The sequence below is a fragment of the Klebsiella sp. D-Nf1 genome, from assembly GCF_002810515.1.
Classification (GTDB): domain Bacteria; phylum Pseudomonadota; class Gammaproteobacteria; order Enterobacterales; family Enterobacteriaceae; genus Klebsiella; species Klebsiella variicola.
Map to the genome: position 1 here is coordinate 725,919 of NZ_PIOK01000002.1, position 20,209 is coordinate 746,127.

21 protein-coding genes, 1 rRNA gene and 1 other annotated feature are annotated in these 20,209 nt (G+C 55.7%); of the genes, 14 read left to right on the forward strand and 8 right to left on the reverse strand.

Translation table 11 applies throughout. From position 1 onward, the window contains the following. Positions 1-17: 17 nt before the first annotated feature. A complete protein-coding gene (locus CWM54_RS13535) occupies positions 18-809 on the reverse strand; it encodes an inner membrane protein YpjD (RefSeq protein ID WP_023282914.1) in 792 nt (263 codons plus the stop codon). A gap of 163 nt (positions 810-972) precedes the next feature. Here CWM54_RS13535 and ffh point away from each other — a divergent pair, with 163 nt between their 5' ends. The 7 genes from ffh (at position 973) to CWM54_RS13575 (ending at position 6,646) form a co-directional block, all read left to right on the forward strand. Further along, complete coding sequence (ffh, locus tag CWM54_RS13540; protein WP_100697467.1) at positions 973-2,337, forward strand: signal recognition particle protein; 1,365 nt, start codon at positions 973-975, stop codon at positions 2,335-2,337. A gap of 306 nt (positions 2,338-2,643) precedes the next feature. Then, positions 2,644-2,892 (forward strand): 30S ribosomal protein S16, encoded by a 249-nt coding sequence (gene rpsP / locus CWM54_RS13550; RefSeq protein WP_012540839.1) that lies wholly within the window; start codon positions 2,644-2,646, stop codon positions 2,890-2,892. Positions 2,893-2,910: 18 nt separating this feature from the next. After that, entirely contained in the window at positions 2,911-3,459 is a 549-nt protein-coding gene (gene rimM, locus CWM54_RS13555; RefSeq protein WP_008806093.1) for a ribosome maturation factor RimM, read from the forward strand. Between the two features lie 31 nt (positions 3,460-3,490). Continuing rightward, a complete protein-coding gene (trmD, locus tag CWM54_RS13560) occupies positions 3,491-4,258 on the forward strand; it encodes a tRNA (guanosine(37)-N1)-methyltransferase TrmD (RefSeq protein WP_008806092.1) in 768 nt (255 codons plus the stop codon). A 39-nt stretch (positions 4,259-4,297) separates the two neighbouring features. Beyond that, positions 4,298-4,645 (forward strand): 50S ribosomal protein L19, encoded by a 348-nt coding sequence (rplS, locus tag CWM54_RS13565; RefSeq protein ID WP_002914145.1) that lies wholly within the window; start codon positions 4,298-4,300, stop codon positions 4,643-4,645. Between the two features lie 118 nt (positions 4,646-4,763). Beyond that, complete coding sequence (locus tag CWM54_RS13570; protein ID WP_100697471.1) at positions 4,764-5,222, forward strand: DUF2946 domain-containing protein; 459 nt, start codon at positions 4,764-4,766, stop codon at positions 5,220-5,222. A 56-nt stretch (positions 5,223-5,278) separates the two neighbouring features. Then, the gene (locus tag CWM54_RS13575) at positions 5,279-6,646 is read left to right on the forward strand and encodes a PepSY-associated TM helix domain-containing protein (protein ID WP_100680867.1); all 1,368 of its coding nucleotides are present in this window, start codon (positions 5,279-5,281) and stop codon (positions 6,644-6,646) included. Positions 6,647-6,654: 8 nt separating this feature from the next. Here the strand turns inward: CWM54_RS13575 and CWM54_RS13580 are convergent, their stop codons facing one another. The 3 genes from CWM54_RS13580 to CWM54_RS13590 are packed head-to-tail and all read right to left on the reverse strand — an operon-like array spanning position 6,655 to position 8,876. Beyond that, on the reverse strand, positions 6,655-7,137 hold the full coding sequence (locus CWM54_RS13580) for an OmpA family protein (RefSeq protein WP_100675887.1): 483 nt from the start codon (positions 7,135-7,137) through the stop codon (positions 6,655-6,657). A gap of 13 nt (positions 7,138-7,150) precedes the next feature. Further along, entirely contained in the window at positions 7,151-8,374 is a 1,224-nt protein-coding gene (dgcN, locus tag CWM54_RS13585; RefSeq protein WP_074387821.1) for a diguanylate cyclase DgcN, read from the reverse strand. Further along, the gene (locus CWM54_RS13590; RefSeq protein WP_012540842.1) at positions 8,367-8,876 is read right to left on the reverse strand and encodes a YfiR family protein; all 510 of its coding nucleotides are present in this window, start codon (positions 8,874-8,876) and stop codon (positions 8,367-8,369) included. The genes dgcN and CWM54_RS13590 overlap by 8 nt, the downstream gene beginning before the upstream one ends. A gap of 342 nt (positions 8,877-9,218) precedes the next feature. Here CWM54_RS13590 and aroF point away from each other — a divergent pair, with 342 nt between their 5' ends. The 3 genes from aroF (at position 9,219) to CWM54_RS13605 (ending at position 12,355) form a co-directional block, all read left to right on the forward strand. Then, a complete protein-coding gene (gene aroF, locus CWM54_RS13595) occupies positions 9,219-10,289 on the forward strand; it encodes a 3-deoxy-7-phosphoheptulonate synthase AroF (protein WP_100697473.1) in 1,071 nt (356 codons plus the stop codon). Positions 10,290-10,298: 9 nt separating this feature from the next. Beyond that, a complete protein-coding gene (gene tyrA, locus CWM54_RS13600; protein ID WP_061153626.1) occupies positions 10,299-11,420 on the forward strand; it encodes a bifunctional chorismate mutase/prephenate dehydrogenase in 1,122 nt (373 codons plus the stop codon). 62 nt (positions 11,421-11,482) lie between these two features. After that, positions 11,483-12,355 carry an SMP-30/gluconolactonase/LRE family protein gene (locus tag CWM54_RS13605; RefSeq protein WP_100680870.1) on the forward strand — a complete coding sequence of 291 codons (873 nt, stop codon included), beginning with the start codon at positions 11,483-11,485 and terminating at the stop codon, positions 12,353-12,355. Here the strand turns inward: CWM54_RS13605 and pheA are convergent. From pheA to bamD, 4 genes are all read right to left on the reverse strand, one after another. Beyond that, the gene (gene pheA / locus CWM54_RS13610; RefSeq protein WP_100697475.1) at positions 12,352-13,512 is read right to left on the reverse strand and encodes a bifunctional chorismate mutase/prephenate dehydratase; all 1,161 of its coding nucleotides are present in this window, start codon (positions 13,510-13,512) and stop codon (positions 12,352-12,354) included. The genes CWM54_RS13605 and pheA overlap by 4 nt on opposite strands. Positions 13,513-13,536: 24 nt before the next feature. Further along, positions 13,537-13,661 (reverse strand) — a sequence feature (Phe leader region). Beyond that, positions 13,613-13,660 carry a pheA operon leader peptide PheL gene (gene pheL / locus CWM54_RS13615; RefSeq protein WP_100632159.1) on the reverse strand — a complete coding sequence of 16 codons (48 nt, stop codon included), beginning with the start codon at positions 13,658-13,660 and terminating at the stop codon, positions 13,613-13,615. Its footprint overlaps the feature before it by 48 nt. Positions 13,662-13,766: 105 nt before the next feature. Continuing rightward, a complete protein-coding gene (gene raiA / locus CWM54_RS13620; RefSeq protein WP_061153629.1) occupies positions 13,767-14,102 on the reverse strand; it encodes a ribosome-associated translation inhibitor RaiA in 336 nt (111 codons plus the stop codon). Positions 14,103-14,373: 271 nt separating this feature from the next. Beyond that, on the reverse strand, positions 14,374-15,111 hold the full coding sequence (gene bamD / locus CWM54_RS13630; protein ID WP_061153630.1) for an outer membrane protein assembly factor BamD: 738 nt from the start codon (positions 15,109-15,111) through the stop codon (positions 14,374-14,376). A gap of 131 nt (positions 15,112-15,242) precedes the next feature. Between bamD and rluD the strand changes: the two genes are divergently transcribed. The 4 genes from rluD to CWM54_RS13650 all read left to right on the forward strand — a co-directional run. Beyond that, positions 15,243-16,223, forward strand: coding sequence for a 23S rRNA pseudouridine(1911/1915/1917) synthase RluD (gene rluD, locus CWM54_RS13635; protein ID WP_032433442.1), 981 nt, complete (start codon positions 15,243-15,245; stop codon positions 16,221-16,223). Further along, entirely contained in the window at positions 16,220-16,951 is a 732-nt protein-coding gene (gene yfiH / locus CWM54_RS13640; RefSeq protein ID WP_008806081.1) for a purine nucleoside phosphorylase YfiH, read from the forward strand. Before rluD ends, yfiH begins: the two co-directional genes overlap by 4 nt. 129 nt (positions 16,952-17,080) lie before the next feature. Next, positions 17,081-19,654: an ATP-dependent chaperone ClpB gene (gene clpB / locus CWM54_RS13645; protein WP_061153632.1), complete on the forward strand. Its 2,574-nt coding sequence runs from the start codon at positions 17,081-17,083 to the stop codon at positions 19,652-19,654. Between the two features lie 468 nt (positions 19,655-20,122). Further along, positions 20,123-20,209, forward strand: a 16S ribosomal RNA gene (locus tag CWM54_RS13650); the annotation flags it as partial.

Consider the following 20,209-nt stretch of genomic DNA (forward strand, 5'->3'; position numbering starts at 1 on the left):
AGGATTCCTTAAAAGACTTAGCTCACGAACTGCTGCAGCACGCGGCTACCAAAATAGGCCAGCGTCAGCAGACCGGCGCCAGCGACGCTGAACCAGACCACGCGACGTCCGCGCCATCCTTCATGATAGTGGCCCCACAGCAGGACGATATAGACGAACCACGCAATAATCGACAGCACCGCTTTATCAATGTTTTCGCTGCTGAACAGATTGTGCATATAGAACAGGCCGCTGCACAGAGTCAGGGTCAGCAGCACCACGCCGACCTGGGTGATGTGGAACATTTTGCGCTCAATGCTCATCAGCGGTGGCATTTCGCTACTGAAGGCCAGCTTTTTGTTCTTTAACTGGTAGTCGATCCACGCCAGCTGCAGCGCATACAGCGCGGCAATGATCAGCGTGGCGTACGAGAAGAGCGACAGACCGATATGCACCAGCATCCCCGGGGTGGTTTCCAGGTGGGTGATATATTCGTTAGGCACGAAAGTGGCGAAGGCCAGATTGATTAGCGCGAAGGCATAGACAATAGGCAGCAGCAGCCAGCCGCGATTGCGCGAGGCCACGATAGTCATCACCGTACAGATCATCAGGCTGACCAGCGACCCGACGTTCAGTAAGCTGAGGTTTTGCCCGCTCTCGCCGCCGGGGAATATCCGTGCTTCCAGCGCAAAAGCATGGCAGATCAACGCGATAGTCGCAGATAAAATCGCCATACGCCGCCAGCTGCTGTTTTTTTGCAGCAAGCCGGGGATAATCAGCGCCAGGCTGATGGAGTAGGCGACAAGGGCGAGTAGAGCAAAAACAGGCATAGGTGTCGGCTGTTGGCTAAATAAGAAAGAGAAGCAGTATAACGTCAGCAGGCCTCTGCTCCAACCGTTGCAGCACATTCAGATTGATGTCGTGTTATACTCCGCCACATTCGTTTTGTGTGTCGCTGCGGCGACCGACCGTTTCCACCTCAGGCGAGAGACAATGTTTGATAATTTAACCGATCGTTTGTCGCGTACGCTGCGCAACATTAGCGGCCGCGGACGCCTTACAGAAGACAATATTAAAGACACCCTGCGCGAAGTGCGCATGGCGCTGCTGGAAGCGGACGTTGCGCTTCCGGTAGTACGTGATTTCATCAGCCGCGTGAAAGAGCGCGCGGTCGGCCATGAAGTCAATAAAAGCCTGACCCCGGGTCAGGAGTTCGTCAAAATCGTCCGCAACGAGCTGGTGGCGGCGATGGGCGAAGAGAACCAGACGCTCGACCTGGCGGCGCAGCCGCCGGCGGTGGTGCTGATGGCGGGTCTGCAAGGTGCCGGTAAAACGACCAGCGTCGGTAAGCTGGGGAAATTCCTGCGCGAGAAGCACAAGAAGAAAGTGCTGGTCGTTTCCGCGGACGTTTACCGTCCGGCGGCGATTAAACAGCTGGAAACCCTGGCCGAGCAGGTCGGCGTCGATTTCTTCCCGTCTGACGTCGGCCAGAAGCCGGTGGATATCGTCAATGCGGCGCTGAAAGAAGCGAAACTCAAATTCTACGACGTGCTGCTGGTGGATACCGCCGGTCGTCTGCACGTTGACGAAGCGATGATGGACGAAATCAAGCACGTCCACGCCGCCATTAACCCGGTTGAAACCCTGTTCGTCGTCGATGCGATGACCGGTCAGGATGCGGCGAATACCGCGAAGGCCTTTAACGAAGCGCTGCCGCTGACCGGCGTGGTGCTGACCAAAGTGGACGGCGACGCCCGCGGCGGTGCGGCGCTGTCGATTCGCCATATTACCGGCAAGCCGATTAAATTCCTCGGCGTCGGCGAGAAAACCGAAGCGCTGGAGCCGTTCCATCCGGACCGCGTCGCTTCCCGTATCCTCGGCATGGGCGACGTGCTGTCGCTGATCGAAGATATCGAGAGCAAAGTTGACCGCGCGCAGGCCGAGAAGCTGGCCTCCAAGCTGAAGAAAGGCGACGGTTTCGATCTGACCGACTTCCTTGAGCAGCTGCGTCAGATGAAAAACATGGGCGGCATGGCCAGCCTGATGGGCAAGCTGCCGGGTATGGGCCAGATCCCGGACAACGTAAAAGCGCAGATGGACGACAAAGTGCTGGTGCGTATGGAAGCCATCATCAACTCGATGACCCTGAAAGAGCGCGCCAAGCCGGAAATCATCAAAGGCTCACGTAAGCGCCGTATCGCCGCCGGCTGCGGGATGCAGGTGCAGGATGTGAACCGTCTGCTGAAGCAGTTCGACGACATGCAGCGCATGATGAAGAAGATGAAGTCGAAAGGCGGCATGATGAAGATGATGCGCGGGATGAAAGGGATGATGCCGCCAGGTTTCCCGGGCCGCTAATACGCGTCATAATTCAAGCCGCAGGAGCGTTGGCTGCGTTCGTTCACCCCGGTCATGTACTTGTGTACGCTCCCGGGGATTTACTCACTTGCCGCGTGATTCGGCCATTCGGCCTCACCCCTTCGGGGCCAGCGCAAGCGCTGTTCAAAACGCTTTCGCGTTTTGTCCTGCAACTCAAATTATTTAGCGTATGTAGTTTTGAATTGATTTTTGCACAGAAATCAGTAAAATTTTCGGGCTTTTAATATGACACCGGGCTCCGTTCCTCGATGGGGCCCGGTTGTTTTATTCACACAAGAGGATGTTATGGTAACTATTCGTTTAGCACGTCACGGCGCTAAAAAGCGTCCGTTCTACCAGGTTGTTGTCACCGACAGCCGTAATGCACGCAACGGTCGCTTCATCGAGCGCGTTGGTTTCTTCAACCCGATCGCTAGCGGCGCGGAAGAAGAAACTCGCCTGGATCTGGATCGTATCGCTCACTGGGTTGGCCTGGGCGCTACTGTTTCCGATCGCGTTGCCGCGCTGATCAAAGCCGCTAACAAAGCAGCTTAATCTGTCACGGTGGTCATGATGAGCAAGCAACACACCGCACAAGCACCTGTTGATCCGATCGTATTGGGGAAAATGGGTTCTTCCTACGGTATCCGTGGTTGGCTCAGAGTGTTTTCCTCCACCGAAGACGCCGAAAGCATTTTTGACTATCAGCCCTGGTTAATCCAGAAGGCGGGTCAGTGGCAGGTTGTTGAGCTGGAAGGCTGGCGCCACCACAATCAGGACATCATCATCAAGCTGAAAGGCGTTGACGATCGTGATGCCGCGAATCTACTGACTAATTGCGAAATTATCGTGGATTCATCGCAGTTGCCGGAGCTGGAAGAGGGTGACTACTACTGGAAAGACCTGATGGGCTGCCAGGTAGTGACAACGGAAGGCTATAGCCTCGGTAAAGTCATCGATATGATGGAAACCGGGTCTAATGACGTACTCGTCATCAAGGCAAACCTGAAAGATGCATTTGGCATCAAGGAGCGGTTGGTTCCGTTCCTCGATGGGCAGGTTATCAAGAAAGTCGATCTCACTACGCGTACTATCGAAGTAGATTGGGATCCTGGTTTTTAAATTCTCCGGATAAACGGTAAAAGACGGCGCTATGTGGATTGGCATAATTAGCCTGTTTCCTGAAATGTTCCGCGCAATTACCGATTACGGGGTAACTGGCCGGGCAGTAAAAAATGGCCTGCTGAGCATCGAAAGCTGGAGTCCTCGCGACTTCGCTCATGACCGGCACCGTACCGTGGACGATCGTCCTTACGGCGGCGGACCGGGGATGCTAATGATGGTGCAACCTTTACGGGATGCTATTCATGCAGCAAAAGCCGCGGCAGGTGAAGGCGCGAAGGTGATTTATCTGTCACCTCAGGGACGCAAGCTTGATCAAGCGGGCGTCAGCGAACTGGCAACGAATCAGAAACTGATTCTGGTGTGCGGTCGCTACGAAGGGATAGACGAGCGCGTAATCCAAACCGAAATTGACGAAGAATGGTCAATCGGCGATTACGTTCTCAGCGGTGGTGAGTTACCGGCAATGACGCTGATTGACTCCGTTTCCCGGTTCATTCCGGGAGTACTGGGCCATGAAGCTTCGGCAACGGAAGATTCCTTTGCTGATGGGTTGCTGGATTGCCCGCACTATACCCGTCCTGAAGTGTTAGAAGAGATGGAGGTACCGCCAGTATTGCTGTCGGGAAACCATGCTGAGATACGTCGCTGGCGTCTGAAGCAGTCGCTGGGCCGCACCTGGCTTAGAAGACCTGAACTTCTGGAAAACCTGGCTCTGACTGAAGAGCAAGCAAAGTTGCTGGCGCAGTTCAAAAGCGAACACGCGCAACAGCAGCATAAACATGATGGGCAGGCGTGAGCCCCCAATATCAGTTTACCCAGGATAAGAGATTAAATTATGAGCAACATTATTAAGCAACTTGAACAAGAACAGATGAAGCAGGACGTACCTTCCTTCCGTCCGGGTGATACCGTGGAAGTGAAAGTATGGGTTGTTGAAGGTTCCAAAAAACGTCTGCAGGCATTCGAGGGCGTGGTTATCGCTATTCGTAACCGCGGTCTGCACTCTGCATTCACTGTTCGCAAAATTTCCAACGGCGAAGGCGTTGAGCGTGTCTTCCAGACTCACTCTCCGGTAGTTGACAGCATTGCTGTTAAACGTCGTGGTGCTGTACGTAAAGCTAAACTGTACTACCTGCGTGAGCGTACTGGTAAGTCTGCTCGTATCAAAGAGCGTCTTAACTAAGATTCGCTTTCGCGACATCCTGACAGAAGGGCTGGCCAAGTGGCTGGCCCTTTTTTTATCTTTGTTGTAACCATCGTGATGCAAATCATTTACAATACGGCCTCATTTCGGAGGGGCGGTGGTCAGCAACAGTTTCCAGCAAACGACACCTAAACGGCGAGCCGCCTGGCTGGCGCTGTTGGCGATCCTGCTGATCGTCGTGGCCCCCCTGATCTCCATCTCCCTGCAAAAAGACCCCATGAGCGCCATGCCTGGCATGCACCACGCCATGATGATGGACAGCTCTTCCGCGAGCATGGCGCAAATGCCCGACCACGAGATGGCGATGATGCATAGCACAGACGGCGCCACGCATACCGGACACGAACTGCCGCTGGACCATGCCGAAGCGTGTGGCTATTGCGTGCTGTTAGCCCATGTCCCGGGACTGCTTTTCGCGCTGGCGCTGTTCGTCGCCATGCTCCTGCGGCGCATTAGCCTGCCGGCTTCTCGCCCGGTATTAAAACACTGGCACTACTTTCCCTGGCTCTACCCTGAAACCCGCGCCCCGCCGCGGCTGTCTGCTTTTTCCCTTTAATAAAAATCAATCTGCGCACCGCGCAATGACCTCTTTTGCTTTAAAAAAGGAAAAGTATGACAACCTGCACCTCGCGCGCGGCATGGTTAAACCTGCTGCGCCGCCTCCATTTCTACATCGGACTGTTTATCGGACCGTTTATCTTTGTCGCTGCCCTGACCGGCACGCTGTACGTGGCGACGCCGCAGCTGGAAAACTGGCTCTATCACGACGCGCTGCATGGCCTTGCCGACGGGACCCCGCAGCCGCTCAGTGCCCAGATTGCGGTGGCGGAAGAAGCGACCCAGGGTAATCTGCGGCTGCTGGCGGTGCGGCCGGCCCCTGCGATGGGGGAGACCACCCGGATTATGTTTGTTGACCCGAGCCTGGGCGAGTCAGAATCCCGGGCCATCTTTGTCGATCCGATCTCGCTACGGGTGAAGGGCGATATGACGGTCTATGGTACCAGCGGCATCCTGCCGCTGCGCCAGTGGATTGATTATGCGCATCGTTCGCTGCTGCTGGGCGACAGCGGGCGACTCTATAGCGAACTGGCTGCCTCATGGATGTGGGTCGCCGCGCTGGGGGGAATTGCCCTGTGGGCGATGACGCGTCCAAAACGGCGGATCAATAACGCCCTGCAGAATCATCGTCGGTTGCACGTGACACTGGGCTGGAGCTTACTGCTGGGCATGCTGCTCTTCTCCGCCACCGGCCTGACCTGGTCGCAATGGGCTGGCGGTAATGTGGATAAAATGCGGGCGGCTTTCGGCTGGTGGACGCCGCAGGTGAATACCCTGCTGCACGGTGAGGCGCCGATGGCGCACGATCCCCACGCCGGGCATCATATGGACGGGATGGCCATGCAGCATCAGTCATCGCTGCAGCCAGCGCAGTTTGACCAGGCACTGGCGGTGGCCCGTCAGGCGGGGCTGAACGCCAGCCGGCTGGAGATCCGTCCGCCGGTTTCGGAGGAACGTGCCTGGACGGTGAATGAGATAGACCGCCGCTGGCCGACGCAGGTGGACGCGGTGGCGATCGATGGCGCCACGATGCAGGTGGTGGATCGCACCCGGTTCGCCGACTTCCCGCTGATGGCGAAGCTGACCCGCTGGGGCGTCGATTTCCACATGGGGATCCTCTTTGGTCTGGCGAATCAGCTGCTGCTGGTGGGGTTCGGCTGCGCGCTGTGCGTCACTATCGGGGTGGGGTATCGGCTGTGGTGGATCCGTCGTCCGCCTCAGGCGGTCTGGGATCCGGCGCATTCGCTGCTGCAGGCGTGGTTATCACTCGTCTGGCCTGCCCGTGGGCTGGTGCTGGGGATAGCATTATTCCTGGGGCTGGCCATGCCGTTGATGGGGGCAAGTCTGGTGCTGTTCATTGCCGTTGACTACCTGCGCTGGCGCGCGGCAACGGCAATGAGGACGGCGAAGTCGAGCGATTAAGCGAAGGCTTACGGCGTGCTGATGACCACCGTGACCCGGCGGTTTTCAGCGCGCCCGGCCGCCGTGTCGTTGCTGGCAATCGGGTATTTCTTGCCTAGGCCGCGGGTGACTAAATGACTGCGCGGGACATGGGCGCCTTCCGCCCAGGCATCGGCCACGCTATTGGCGCGCTTAAGCGACAGGGCTTCGTTATAGCTATCCTCACCGTAATTATCGGTATGGCCTTCAAGGCGGCTATGGGTGATCCCGGTCGCCGCCAGCCGCGAGGCCATCGTGGTGATCTGCTGGCGGCTGTCGGGACGTAGTCGGTAGTCATTCTTGTCAAACAGGATGCTATCGGATAAGCCCAGGGACCAATCGCCATTGTTTTCAGTGAAGCCGTAAGATTTCATCGCCGCCACCTGCTCGGGGGTAAATTTTCCCTGAGGAGCCTGGCAACCTGTCAAAAGCGCCGCCGCCATCAGGGCGGGAGCGAAATATTTCCTGAGCATAATGAGTCCTTTATTATTTCAGCGTCTGCTGGATACGTTGGTTTTTCATCCGATACATATTCTGATCGGCAAGTTCTTGCAGTGATTCCGCGGTGGCGTGCTCCCACGCCAGGGCATAACCGACGCTCAACGAGAGCGTGGCGCTATGGCCATTGTGCAGGTTGAATGGCGGAAGAAATTGTTCGGACAGCGCCTGGCACAGGGCCTGCACTTCGGCTTCCGAGCGCACCTCGCGCAGCAGAACGGCAAACTCATCGCCGCCAAGGCGCCACGCCAGATGGCGTTTGCCGGCGAAGGCCATCAGGCGGCTGGCGACCTCCGTCAGCACTTTATCGCCCGCCGCGTGTCCCCAGTTGTCATTGATCAGCTTGAAGTTATCACCGTCAAGAAACAGTAACGCCGAGGTCTGATGGCCCACCTCGTTCTTCATCAGTTCGGCGAGCGCGTTGCGAAAGGCAGCGCGGTTAGCCAGGCCGGTCAGCGGGTCGTGTAGCGAGCTACGTAACAGCTGGGCGTTTTTGGCCTGCAACTGTCGCTGCCAGTCCTCCATCTCCCCTAGCAGACTGTTAAAGTCCTGAGCGAAAAGATGGAACTCCTCAATACGCTCCTCGGGCACCCGACGCGAGAAATGGCGATTTTCGCGAATATCGTGCACGACTTCGGTGATGCTCTGCAGCGCGGCAACGATCCCCCGGTGCAGAGAGTGAGTCAGCAGCAGGGCGATAAACGAGGCGAGCAGAATGCTGCCGGTCAGTACCAGAATCGAGATCCCAAGAAAGTGGCTGATCAGCTTATCGAGAGCAGTCAGCTGCAGTTCGCCGATTTGTTTGCCCTGGTGCCAGATGGGCTGCACCGTGGGCTCCGGAAACAGCCATTTACTGACAAGTCCGCTCACTTGCTCTTTGTTGGCCAGCGGTTCGTGGCGCCACGCGGCGAAGTGCTGCTTCTGGCCATTGAGTACAATGGCCTGGGAAATCTGCCCTTGCTTCCCCAGTGAAGCGAGGGTGTCTTCTGCCGCCGCGCTGTCGCCAAATACCAGGGCGGCTTCAAGGCTGCGACCCATGGTCGCGGCAGTGAGCTCTAGATTTTTCTGCGCGTACTGCTTGAGCGTGAAGATTGAGGCTGTGCTTAGCAGCAGCCAGACCAGCGTCATGGAGATCACCACGCTTATCACGCTAATTCGACGAAGCGCGCGTTTAAATGTCGGGCGCGCGGTCTGTGAAAAGTCCTTATTCATGTGGTTTTTTCCGGGCAAGCATCAGGACGTCCGGGTTAACCCGGACCCCGCTGTGCGTCAGAACGTCCAGATTAACGGAGAAGCGGACCCTGTCGTCGTTGATGATCAGGCAAAACGCGCTACCAATGGAGCAATCCGTATTTTGTTCTGCGATGAGTAAAAGCGGCTTCGGGCCATAGCGGCGAGTTAATTCCGACTGTTGGGTCGGTGATTCGCTGCCAAAATAAAAACCATCGCAGGTCGTTTTTAACGCTTCTTCACTATTACGTACTATCACCGGTTGATAGGGCAAGGCATCCGGATCTTCATGAGCCAGGCTATGGGTGAAGCGTGATGAGGCAAAAATGCACAGCTTCGGCGCCCCTGTTAATGCCGGCCAACGGGTGTAGGTCACGATCCCGGAAACAATAGCGCGAACATGTTCTGAAGGTCCGGCAGCAAAAACAGGAGATACCGCGATGAGAAAAAATACAGTCAATAAAAGACGGTGTAATACTGTCATTAACGCTTCCGTCAAATTCGCCATAGCGCGGGAAATACCGCTGCCGATGCCCGGCGCAGAATACCACTGTTAACAAAACCCGTCATTACATGCGCCCTTTGCTTTGGGACAAATCTCACCAGGATTTTTCGTAATAGCGATAGCGATAGTGCGCAAGTTTGGTGTGATTTAGGGTGATGTAAACATTGTTGTACGTTTATTGCCGGGTTAAGAGCCAATTAATTTATTGGTGTAAAGTAAAATTTACGGAATATGGATTGAATTCTTTACTCCGTGTGGTATCGTTACGTCATGCCCGCTGAGGCAACCTTTATCGCAAACGAGCTACACAGGATCGCAATCATGCAAAAAGACGCGCTGAATAACGTACATATTACCGACGAACATGTGTTAATGACCCCGGAGCAACTGAAGGCGGAATTCCCGCTGAGCGTTGAACAGGAAGCGCAGATTGCGCATGCCCGTGAGACCATCTCCGATATCATCGCTGGCCGCGATCCGCGCCTGCTGGTGGTTTGCGGTCCTTGCTCGATTCACGATCCGGAAGCTGCGATTGAATATGCTCGTCGATTTAAAGCCCTTGCCGCAGAGGTCAGCGATAGCCTCTACCTGGTGATGCGCGTCTACTTTGAAAAACCCCGTACCACCGTGGGCTGGAAGGGGCTGATTAACGATCCGCACATGGATGGTTCGTTTGATGTTGAAGGCGGCCTGAAGATTGCGCGTCGTCTGCTGGTCGAGCTCGTGAACATGGGACTGCCGCTGGCGACGGAAGCGCTGGATCCGAACAGTCCGCAGTACCTTGGCGATCTGTTCAGCTGGTCTGCCATCGGCGCACGTACCACGGAATCACAAACGCACCGCGAAATGGCCTCCGGCCTGTCGATGCCGGTCGGCTTTAAAAACGGTACCGACGGTAGCCTGGCGACGGCCATCAACGCGATGCGCGCCGCGGCAATGCCGCACCGTTTCGTCGGCATCAACCAGGCCGGGCAGGTCTGTCTGTTGCAAACGCAGGGTAATCCGAATGGCCATGTGATCCTGCGCGGCGGCAAGGCGCCGAACTACGGTCCGGAAGATGTGGCGAAATGCGAAAAAGAGATGGCGCAGGCGGGACTGAAACCGTCGCTGATGGTAGATTGCAGTCATGGGAACTCCAATAAAGATTTCCGCCGCCAGCCAGCCGTGGCTGAATCCGTTGTCGCGCAGATCAAAGATGGCAACCGCTCCATTATCGGCCTGATGATCGAGAGTAATATCCACGAAGGTAATCAGTCCTCTGAACAGCCGCGTGAGGCGATGAAATACGGCGTCTCGGTGACTGATGCCTGCATCAGCTGGGAAAGCACCGATGCGCTGCTGCGTGAACTGGATAAGGATCTCCGCGGCCATCTGGCGGCCCGTTTGATGTAAGAGGAAAGTATGGTTGCTGAACTGACCGCGTTACGCGATCAAATTGATGAAGTAGATAAAGCGTTGCTTAGCCTGCTGGCTAAGCGTCTGGAACTGGTGGCCGAAGTCGGCGAGGTGAAGAGCCAGTATGGCCTACCGATTTACGTCCCGGAGCGCGAGGCGGCGATGCTCGCCTCCCGGCGTGAAGAGGCGGCTGCGCTCGGCGTACCGCCGGATCTGATCGAGGATGTTCTGCGTCGCGTGATGCGGGAATCCTATTCCAGCGAAAACGACAAAGGCTTCAAAACCCTGCACCCGAATTTGCGACCGGTGGTTATCGTCGGCGGCGGCGGGCAGATGGGGCGTCTGTTTGAGAAGATGTTAACGCTGTCCGGCTACCAGGTGCGTATTCTGGAAAAAGAGGATTGGGCGCGGGCGGCGGATATCGTCGCCGATGCCGGCATGGTCATCGTCAGCGTACCGATTCACACCACCGTGGAGACGATCGGCAGGCTGCCGCCGCTGCCGGCGGATTGCATTCTGATCGACCTTGCCTCGGTGAAAGCGGAGCCGCTGCAGGCGATGCTGGCAGCGCATCAGGGTCCGGTTCTTGGCCTGCACCCGATGTTCGGTCCGGACAGCGGCAGCCTGGCGAAGCAGGTGGTGGTCTATTGTGATGGCCGCCAGCCGGAAGCGTATCAGTGGTTCCTCGAGCAGATTCAGGTGTGGGGCGCGCGGCTGCACCGCATCAGCGCCGTTGAGCACGATCAGAACATGGCGTTTATTCAGGCGCTGCGCCACTTTGCCACCTTCGCCTATGGTCTGCACCTGGCAGAAGAGAATGTGCGTCTTGAGCAACTGCTGGCGCTTTCGTCACCTATTTACCGGCTGGAGCTGGCGATGGTGGGGCGCCTGTTTGCCCAGGATCCGCAGCTGTACGCCGACATTATTATGTCATCGGAAAACAACCTGGCGCTGATTAAGCGCTATTACCAGCGTTTCGGTGAAGCGATTGGCCTGCTGGAGCAGGGCGATAAGCAGGCGTTTATCGACAGCTTCCGTAAAGTCGAACATTGGTTTGGCGATTACGCTCAGCGTTTCCAGAGCGAGAGCCGCACGCTACTGCGTCAGGCGAACGATAATCGGCAGTAAAGCGAAAAAGATGTATACAATAAAGCCAGCGACCGCTGGCTTTATTTATAGGGATGACAACGATGGCTGAACCACAACCGCTGTTTGACTACACCGGATACCTGCCGGAATGCCCGACCTGGAGCGAGGCTGAACAGGCCCTCTACTGGGCCGATATCATGGAGTGTGAAATCCACCGCTACGATACCCGCAGCGGCGAACACCAGGTGCTGCAGTTTCCGGAGGAGGTCGGCTGTTTCTCCCTGCGTGAGAAGGGCGGGTTTATCGTTGCATTACGCAGTGGCATCTGGCTGACCGACGCCCACGGCCTGCTGCGGCGGAAAGTCTGTGATAATCCGAGCAATCCGGAGCTGGCGCGGTTTAACGATGGTGGGACCGATCGCGAGGGGCGTTTTTATGCCGGCACCTTCTGGGGGCCGGGGGATTACAACGGCGCGCTGCTGATGCGAGTCGATAATGACCTGAAGCCGAAAGTGATCCAGTGTGATATCCATGGCGCCAACGGTCTGGCGTTTAGCGCCGACCAGCGCTGGATGTATACCTCTGATACGCCGAACGCCGTGATCTACCGTACGCCGCTGGATGAACAGGGTGAGCCTGGACGACGCGAGGTGTTTCGCCGTTTCCAGCCGGGCGAAGGCATCCCTGATGGGGCGGCGATCGATGTGGAGGGCTGTTACTGGAGCGCGATGTTTGACGGCTGGCGGATTGCTCGTTTCTCGCCGCAGGGCGAGGAGCTGGAGACTTACCCGATGCCGGTTCGTTGTCCGACAATGGTCTGCTTCGGTGGGGCTGATATGAAAACGCTCTATATCACCACAACCCGGGAAAATATGGGGGACGATGAGCTGGCTCAGTATCCGCTGTCAGGCGCCATCTTCACCCTGCCGGTTGCGGTGGCAGGGATGAAGAAATTACCGTTCCGCGAACGTTAAACCGGATCCACCGGCACCACGTTTTCGCTGGGGTAGCAACCGAGGACCTTCATGGAGCGAGTGATTTCCGCCAGCTCCTTCAGTGCCTTGCGCATGGGCAATGACTCCAGGTTGGCCTGAATATCAAGGTAAAACATCTCTTCCCAGGGATTGCCGTGGATCGGACGGGATTCCAGTTTGGTCATGATCAGATTGTGGTTGCGCAGTACCAGCAGGGCTTCCACCAGGGCGCCCGCCTGCTGACCGGTTGCCATTAACAGCGTGGTCTTGGCCGGAACCTGATCGGAGACGTTCACCGCTTTGCGCGCCAGGACGAGGAAGCGCGTGATATTCTGCGTCTGGTTGGCCTGGCAATGCTCCAGCACCTGCAGGCTATACAGGGCGCCACCCGCTTCGCTGCCGAGTGCCGCAACGGCCGGGGAGTTAGCCTGCGCCACTTTTTCCATTGCCGCCGAGGTGCTCTCGGTATATTCGATTTTCCAGTGCGGGTAGCGGCTCAGATACTGGCTGCACTGCTGGAACGGCTGAGGATGGCTGTAAACGGTATGAATTTTATCGGCATCCGTCGAGGTGCTGACCAGCACGCAATGATCGATAGGGATCGTCAGTTCGCCAACGATCGACAGGCTGGTGTGCTGCAGCAGATCGTAGACGTCGTTGATCCCGCCAGAACTGGTGTTTTCAATCGGCACCACCGCGTAATCGGCCTGGCCGGTCTCTACCTGATTAAAAATATCGGCGAACTTCGCGCAGCCGCTCTCAATAAACTGCTCAAAGTGGCGAGCAGCATACTGACGCGCCGCCAGGTGCGAATAAGAGCCTTTAGGGCCGAGGAACGCCACGCGGGCCGAATGCGGATTAATTTTATTCAGATGCTGCTGCAGCAGGGTTTGTTGGGTCAGGACAGAGTCTTCGATGATCAGCTGGAACAGGCGGGTGATGTAGTGTGCATCCAGATTATGACGCTTGCCGATGGTCATCAGACGCTCCAGCAGATCGCGTTCGCGGTCAATATCACGCACTGGACGGTGGGAAGCCAGTTTGGCTTTACCAACCTCAACAGCCAGCCCGCGGCGCTCCGCCAGCAGAGCAAGCAGTTTCTCGTCCAGTGCGCTTATCTTATCGCGCAGCGCCAGTAATGGGTTTTCCTCGGTCATAGATGTTGCCTTTGTCGTTATCAAATAAAAAAGGCCTCCCGGGTGGGAGGCCTTATTGTTCGTCTTCGCATTCTTTCTTATACGACGAATTGCCTCCCGATCAGGGGAAGGTAAAAAAGAATGCGAAGAAGAACGGGACACGTTTCATGATGAATTCCTTTAGGTAGTGGGGATTACAGTACCTGTACTGTTTTCACTCTGTCAATAAAAAACGCGCCCGAAGGCGCGTGGCATGACACAACTTAAGTTAAGGATTACTCTTCTTCTTCCACAAAGCCTGCCTCTTTCACCGACGTCGCGGCGCGGCGGGCTTCCCCTTTGTGTTGCACTTTATTCAGCTGCCGTTCCAGCTTGTTGATCAATTCGTTAATGGCGACGTACATATCTTCATGGCGCGCACTGGCAACCAGATGACCGTTGGGCGTATTGATGGTTGCATCAGCGATAAAACCCTGCGGCTCCTTAGACAGAATGATGTGCGGGTTAATTAAATGAGTTTGCCACTTATCCAGTTTGGCGAGACGGTCTGCGACATGCTGGCGGATTGCCGGAGTAATTTCCATTTGTTTACTGGTAATGTTCATTGTCATAAATTTTACCTCTTGTCTTTCCCGTCTTGGTGAATCCAGCATACCTTTCCCAATGTCAAAATGTGTGATCTAAATCACATTTTATTGTCACTTTTTGTCAACGAATTCATTTTGTGAGACAGGGCAGGAAGAAGTGAGATTTTACTTGTCGAACCCGACAAAGCAGGCCATATTTGATGAGTTAACCCGGCGCTAAACCGCTTCAGCTAGCCGGGATAAAGTATAAAAAAACGGCAGCCGCTGGCTGCCGTTTTGCTTTCGGGTATTACCCTCAGGTGTTCTTGTCGTTGGCGGCGATGATTTTGGCGACTTTGTCTGCCTGGGCGTTCATCTGCATCTGACGATAGGCGTTTTCCATCTTCGGCAGGGCATCGCGGGTGGCCTGGGTATCCGGATAGTTACGCATCATACCCTCCACGCGGTTCACGACGGCAACCCAGGCGCCACGGTCGGTGTAGTAATCCACGACCGACAGCTCATATTTGGCCAGGCGATCTTTCAGGAACACCATGCGTTTATAGGCGTCAGTGGCGTACTGGCTGTTCGGGTAACCACGAACCAGTTTGGAGAAGTCATTGAAGGCATCGCGCGCGTGCTGCGGATCGCGGTCAGAGCGGTCGACGCCAAAGAAACCCTGCAGGGCGCTGTCATCCAGGGCCATGTTGGTCAGGCCGCGCATATAGATGACGTAATCGATATTCGGGTGGGTGGGGTTCAAACGCATGAAGCGATCGATGGCCGCCTGAGCCAGCGGCAGATCGGCGTTTTTGTAATACGCATAAATCAGATCCAGCTGTACCTGTTGGGAATAAGGGCCGAATGGATAACGGTTATCCAACGCTTCCAGTTGCGTTATCGCCTGTTTCCAGTTACCGTCCTGCAGCTTTTGCTGGGCAGTCGCGTAGATTTCATTCGGCGGATTATCAGGCACCTCTTCCTTAGAGCCGGAGCAACCCACCAAAGCCAGGCTCAGTGTGGCGGCTGCCACCAGGTATTTCATGCGCGTCATGACGTTTTGACTTCCTCAAAATGTTTATGCGGGAGAATCTCTGTTCCTGCTCCCGATTAAGACCAGCTACAATAGCACACTATATTAAACGGCAAAGCCGTAAAACCCAACGTTAAACGAAGAAGCTGTATATGGCACAACGAGTACAACTCACCGCAACGGTGACCGAAAATCAACTCGGTCAACGCTTAGATCAGGCTTTGGCCGAATTGTTCCCTGATTATTCGCGATCGCGGATAAAAGAATGGATCCTTGACCAACGCGTATTAGTCAATGGCACCATTGGCGATAAGCCGAAAGAAAAAGTGCTGGGGGGAGAGCACATCGCTATCGATGTCGAAATCGAAGAAGAAGCGCGCTTCCAGCCGCAGGATATTCCGCTCAATATCGTTTACGAAGATGATGACATCCTCGTGATTAACAAACCGCGCGATCTGGTTGTGCATCCTGGCGCGGGCAACCCTGACGGTACTGTGCTGAATGCGCTGCTGCACTACTATCCGCCGATTGCCGATGTGCCGCGCGCGGGGATCGTGCACCGTCTGGATAAAGACACCACCGGTCTGATGGTGGTGGCGAAAACCATTCCGGCACAAACCCGGTTGGTGGAGTCGCTGCAGCTGCGCGAGATCACCCGCGAGTATGAAGCGGTGGCCATCGGCCACATGACTTCCGGTGGCACAGTGGAAGAGCCGATCAGTCGTCACCCGACAAAACGTACCCATATGGCGGTGCATCCGATGGGCAAACCGGCGGTGACCCACTACCGGATTATGGAACATTTCCGCATCCATACGCGCCTGCGCCTGCGCCTGGAAACCGGTCGTACGCACCAGATCCGCGTGCATATGTCGCATATCACCCATCCGCTGGTGGGTGACCAGGTGTATGGCGGCCGGCCGCGTCCACCTAAGGGCGCGTCGGAGGAGTTCATCACCGCACTGCGTAAATTCGACCGCCAGGCGCTGCACGCCACCATGCTGCGTCTGTACCACCCGATCACCGGCATTGAAATGGAGTGGCATGCGCCCATCCCACAGGATATGGTCGAGCTCATCGAGGCGATGCGTGCCGATTTTGAAGCCCATAAGGACGATATTGACTGGTTATGACTAAACTGATTGTACCGCAGTGGCCGATGCCCCGCAGCGTGGCGGCCTGTAGTTCGACCCGCATTGGCGGCGTGAGTCTGCCGCCCTATGACTCGCTCAACCTGGGCGCCCATTGCGGAGACAATCTGCAGCATGTTGAAGAAAACCGGCGGCGGATGTTTGCCGCCGGTGGCTTGCCGTCTTACCCGGTTTGGCTGGAGCAGGTTCATGGCACCGACGTTCTGACGCTGGACGGCGGACCCTATCCGTCGAAACGCGCAGATGCTTCTTATAGTCGTACGCCAGGCACCGTCTGTGCGGTGATGACCGCTGACTGCCTGCCGGTCCTGTTCTGTAACCGCGACGGCACCGAAGTCGCCGCGGCGCATGCGGGATGGCGCGGCTTATGCGAAGGGGTTCTGGAAGAGACGGTTGCCCGTTTCGCCGATAAAGCCGAAAACATGATGGCGTGGCTGGGCCCTGCCATCGGTCCGCAGGCGTTTGAGGTGGGGCCGGAAGTCCGGGATGCCTTTATGGCGAAGGACGAGAACGCGCACCGGGCTTTTCGTCCGGCAGGCGAGAAATATTTTGCTGATATCTATCAACTGGCTCGGCAGCGTCTGGCAAACGTCGGCGTTGAGCAGATTTTCGGCGGCGATCGCTGCACGCTAAGCGAAAAGGATGATTTTTTCTCTTACCGGCGCGACAAGACCACTGGTCGTATGGCAAGTTTCATTTGGCTGATATAACCTAGAGAATCAAGACGATCCAGAAGGCAAACTTATTTTTCGCATAGTTCAGGTCTTTAACCTTGAATAATTGAGGGATGACCTCATTTAATCTCCAGTAGCAAATTTGACCTGTTTATGGGAGGAGTTATGCGTCTGGATCGTCTTACCAATAAATTCCAGCTTGCTCTTGCCGATGCCCAGTCACTCGCACTCGGGCACGACAACCAATTCATCGAACCTCTTCATTTAATGAGCGCCTTGCTGAATCAGGAAGGGGGATCGGTACGTCCTTTATTAACCTCGGCGGGCGTGAATGCCGGGAAACTACGCACTGACATCGAACAGGCCTTGAGCCGTTTACCGCAGGTGGAAGGCACCGGCGGCGATGTACAACCTTCTCAGGATTTAGTGCGGATCCTGAACCTTTGCGACAAGCTGGCGCAAAAGAAAAAGGACAACTTTATTTCGTCGGAACTGTTCGTTCTGGCGGCGCTTGAATCGCGCGGTACGCTGACCGACCTTTTAAAATCCGCCGGAGCAACAACCGCCAACGTGACTCAGGCGATTGAACAAATGCGCGGAGGTGAAAGCGTGAACGATCAGGGTGCCGAAGACCAACGTCAGGCATTGAAGAAATTTACCGTCGATCTGACCGAGCGAGCCGAGCAGGGCAAGCTGGATCCGGTGATCGGCCGTGATGAAGAGATTCGCCGTACCATTCAGGTACTGCAGCGTCGTACCAAAAACAACCCGGTACTGATTGGTGAACCCGGGGTGGGTAAAACGGCAATCGTCGAAGGGCTGGCGCAGCGCATCGTTAACGGCGAAGTACCTGAAGGGCTGAAAGGCCGTCGGGTGCTGGCGCTGGATATGGGGGCGCTGGTGGCCGGGGCGAAATACCGCGGTGAGTTTGAAGAGCGTCTGAAAGGCGTGCTGACTGACCTGTCAAAACAGGAAGGCAACGTCATTCTGTTTATCGACGAGCTGCACACCATGGTCGGCGCGGGTAAAGCCGACGGCGCGATGGACGCGGGCAACATGCTGAAGCCAGCGCTGGCGCGTGGTGAACTGCACTGCGTCGGGGCGACCACGCTTGATGAATACCGTCAGTACATCGAAAAAGACGCCGCGCTGGAACGTCGCTTCCAGAAGGTGTTCGTCGCCGAGCCGACGGTAGAAGATACCATTGCTATTCTGCGTGGCCTGAAAGAACGTTACGAGCTGCACCACCACGTGCAGATCACTGACCCGGCGATTGTCGCGGCGGCGACGCTGTCTCACCGCTATATTGCCGACCGTCAGCTGCCGGATAAAGCCATCGACCTTATCGATGAGGCGGCGTCCAGCATCCGTATGCAGATCGATTCCAAGCCGGAGGAGCTGGACCGTCTCGATCGCCGTATTATCCAGCTGAAACTGGAACAGCAGGCGCTGAAGAAAGAGTCTGATGAAGCGAGCCTGAAGCGTCTTGATATGCTCAATGAGGAGCTGGCGGATAAAGAGCGTCAGTACTCGGTACTGGAAGAAGAGTGGAAAGCGGAAAAAGCATCCCTCTCCGGTACCCAGACTATTAAAGCCGAGCTTGAACAGGCGAAAATCGCTATTGAACAGGCGCGCCGCGTCGGCGACCTGGCGCGGATGTCCGAGCTGCAGTACGGAAAAATTCCGGAACTGGAAAAACAGCTGGCGGCTGCCACTCAGTCCGAAGGTAAAACCATGCGCCTGTTACGTAACAAAGTAACGGATGCGGAGATTGCCGAAGTGCTGGCACGCTGGACCGGCATTCCTGTGGCGAGAATGATGGAAAGCGAGCGTGAAAAACTGCTGCGTATGGAGCAGGATTTGCATCATCGGGTGATTGGCCAGGATGAGGCGGTTGAAGCGGTATCTAACGCTATTCGCCGCAGCCGTGCCGGGCTGTCCGATCCGAACCGGCCGATTGGTTCGTTCCTGTTCCTCGGTCCAACCGGGGTCGGTAAAACCGAACTTTGCAAAACGCTGGCTAATTTTATGTTCGACAGCGACGACGCGATGGTGCGTATCGATATGTCCGAGTTTATGGAGAAACACTCCGTCTCGCGTCTGGTCGGTGCGCCTCCGGGATACGTCGGCTATGAAGAGGGCGGTTACCTGACCGAGGCGGTGCGTCGTCGTCCTTATTCCGTCATTCTGCTGGATGAAGTGGAAAAAGCGCATCCGGATGTGTTCAACATTCTGCTGCAGGTGCTTGACGACGGGCGTCTGACCGACGGGCAGGGGAGAACGGTCGACTTCCGTAATACGGTGGTCATCATGACCTCGAACCTCGGTTCCGATCTGATTCAGGAACGTTTTGGCGAGCTGGACTACGGTCATATGAAGGATCTGGTGCTTGGTGTGGTTAGCCAGAGCTTCCGTCCGGAGTTTATCAACCGTATCGACGAAGTGGTGGTCTTCCATCCGCTGGGTGAAAAACATATTGCTTCTATTGCCCAGATCCAGCTGCAGCGTCTGTATAAACGTCTGGAAGAGCGTGGGTATGAAGTGCGGATGTCCGATGAGGCGTTGAAGTTGCTCAGTGCCAATGGCTACGATCCGGTGTACGGCGCTCGTCCATTGAAACGTGCTATTCAGCAGCAGATTGAGAACCCGTTAGCCCAGCAGATCCTTTCCGGTGAGCTGGTTCCGGGAAAAACCGTCGAGTTGGTGGTGAAAGACGACCGTATCGTGGCAGTGCAGTAAGTCACAAAACGACAAAAACGGGCCCAACGGGCTCGTTTTTGTTTAAAAACCAGGCAAGAATTAAAGCTCAACAATCATTTTGATTGAAAAGTGAGCGGTTGGATTCTTTTTTTGAATTTATCCTTGTCACTTCAGAATTACTCCCTATAATGCGCCTCCACTGACACGGAACAACGGCAAGCAAGCCGCCGGGTTAGCAGGGTTTCGGCGGTGAAGTTCAACGCTGAAAACCGACAGAGAAAAGCAAAATAAGTGCTTGACTCTGAATGAGGAAAACGTATTATACGGGACCTCGCAACGGTGAGCTGAAAGCCGCGTTGCAACTGCTCTTTAACAATTTATCAGACAATCTGTGTGGGCACTCAAAGTGACATGGATTCTTAATGTCTTCGGACAATAAATGAATACCAAGTCTCTGAGTGAACATACGTAATTCATTACGAAGTTTAATTCACGAGCATCAAACTTAAATTGAAGAGTTTGATCATGGCTCAGATTGAACGCTGGCGGCAGGCCTAACACATGCAAGTCGAGCGGTAGCACAGAGAGCTTGCT

What these genes read in the sequence shown, in the direction of transcription:
- CWM54_RS13535 (WP_023282914.1), bottom strand. Translation starts at nt 809, where the DNA reads ATGCCTGTTTTTGCTCTACTCGCCCTTGTCGCCTACTCCATCAGCCTG.
- ffh (WP_100697467.1), top strand. Translation starts at nt 973, where the DNA reads ATGTTTGATAATTTAACCGATCGTTTGTCGCGTACGCTGCGCAACATT.
- rpsP (WP_012540839.1), top strand. Translation starts at nt 2,644, where the DNA reads ATGGTAACTATTCGTTTAGCACGTCACGGCGCTAAAAAGCGTCCGTTC.
- rimM (WP_008806093.1), top strand. Translation starts at nt 2,911, where the DNA reads ATGAGCAAGCAACACACCGCACAAGCACCTGTTGATCCGATCGTATTG.
- trmD (WP_008806092.1), top strand. Translation starts at nt 3,491, where the DNA reads ATGTGGATTGGCATAATTAGCCTGTTTCCTGAAATGTTCCGCGCAATT.
- rplS (WP_002914145.1), top strand. Translation starts at nt 4,298, where the DNA reads ATGAGCAACATTATTAAGCAACTTGAACAAGAACAGATGAAGCAGGAC.
- CWM54_RS13575 (WP_100680867.1), top strand. Translation starts at nt 5,279, where the DNA reads ATGACAACCTGCACCTCGCGCGCGGCATGGTTAAACCTGCTGCGCCGC.
- CWM54_RS13580 (WP_100675887.1), bottom strand. Translation starts at nt 7,137, where the DNA reads ATGCTCAGGAAATATTTCGCTCCCGCCCTGATGGCGGCGGCGCTTTTG.
- dgcN (WP_074387821.1), bottom strand. Translation starts at nt 8,374, where the DNA reads ATGAATAAGGACTTTTCACAGACCGCGCGCCCGACATTTAAACGCGCG.
- CWM54_RS13590 (WP_012540842.1), bottom strand. Translation starts at nt 8,876, where the DNA reads ATGACAGTATTACACCGTCTTTTATTGACTGTATTTTTTCTCATCGCG.
- aroF (WP_100697473.1), top strand. Translation starts at nt 9,219, where the DNA reads ATGCAAAAAGACGCGCTGAATAACGTACATATTACCGACGAACATGTG.
- tyrA (WP_061153626.1), top strand. Translation starts at nt 10,299, where the DNA reads ATGGTTGCTGAACTGACCGCGTTACGCGATCAAATTGATGAAGTAGAT.
- CWM54_RS13605 (WP_100680870.1), top strand. Translation starts at nt 11,483, where the DNA reads ATGGCTGAACCACAACCGCTGTTTGACTACACCGGATACCTGCCGGAA.
- pheA (WP_100697475.1), bottom strand. Translation starts at nt 13,512, where the DNA reads ATGACCGAGGAAAACCCATTACTGGCGCTGCGCGATAAGATAAGCGCA.
- raiA (WP_061153629.1), bottom strand. Translation starts at nt 14,102, where the DNA reads ATGACAATGAACATTACCAGTAAACAAATGGAAATTACTCCGGCAATC.
- bamD (WP_061153630.1), bottom strand. Translation starts at nt 15,111, where the DNA reads ATGACGCGCATGAAATACCTGGTGGCAGCCGCCACACTGAGCCTGGCT.
- rluD (WP_032433442.1), top strand. Translation starts at nt 15,243, where the DNA reads ATGGCACAACGAGTACAACTCACCGCAACGGTGACCGAAAATCAACTC.
- yfiH (WP_008806081.1), top strand. Translation starts at nt 16,220, where the DNA reads ATGACTAAACTGATTGTACCGCAGTGGCCGATGCCCCGCAGCGTGGCG.
- clpB (WP_061153632.1), top strand. Translation starts at nt 17,081, where the DNA reads ATGCGTCTGGATCGTCTTACCAATAAATTCCAGCTTGCTCTTGCCGAT.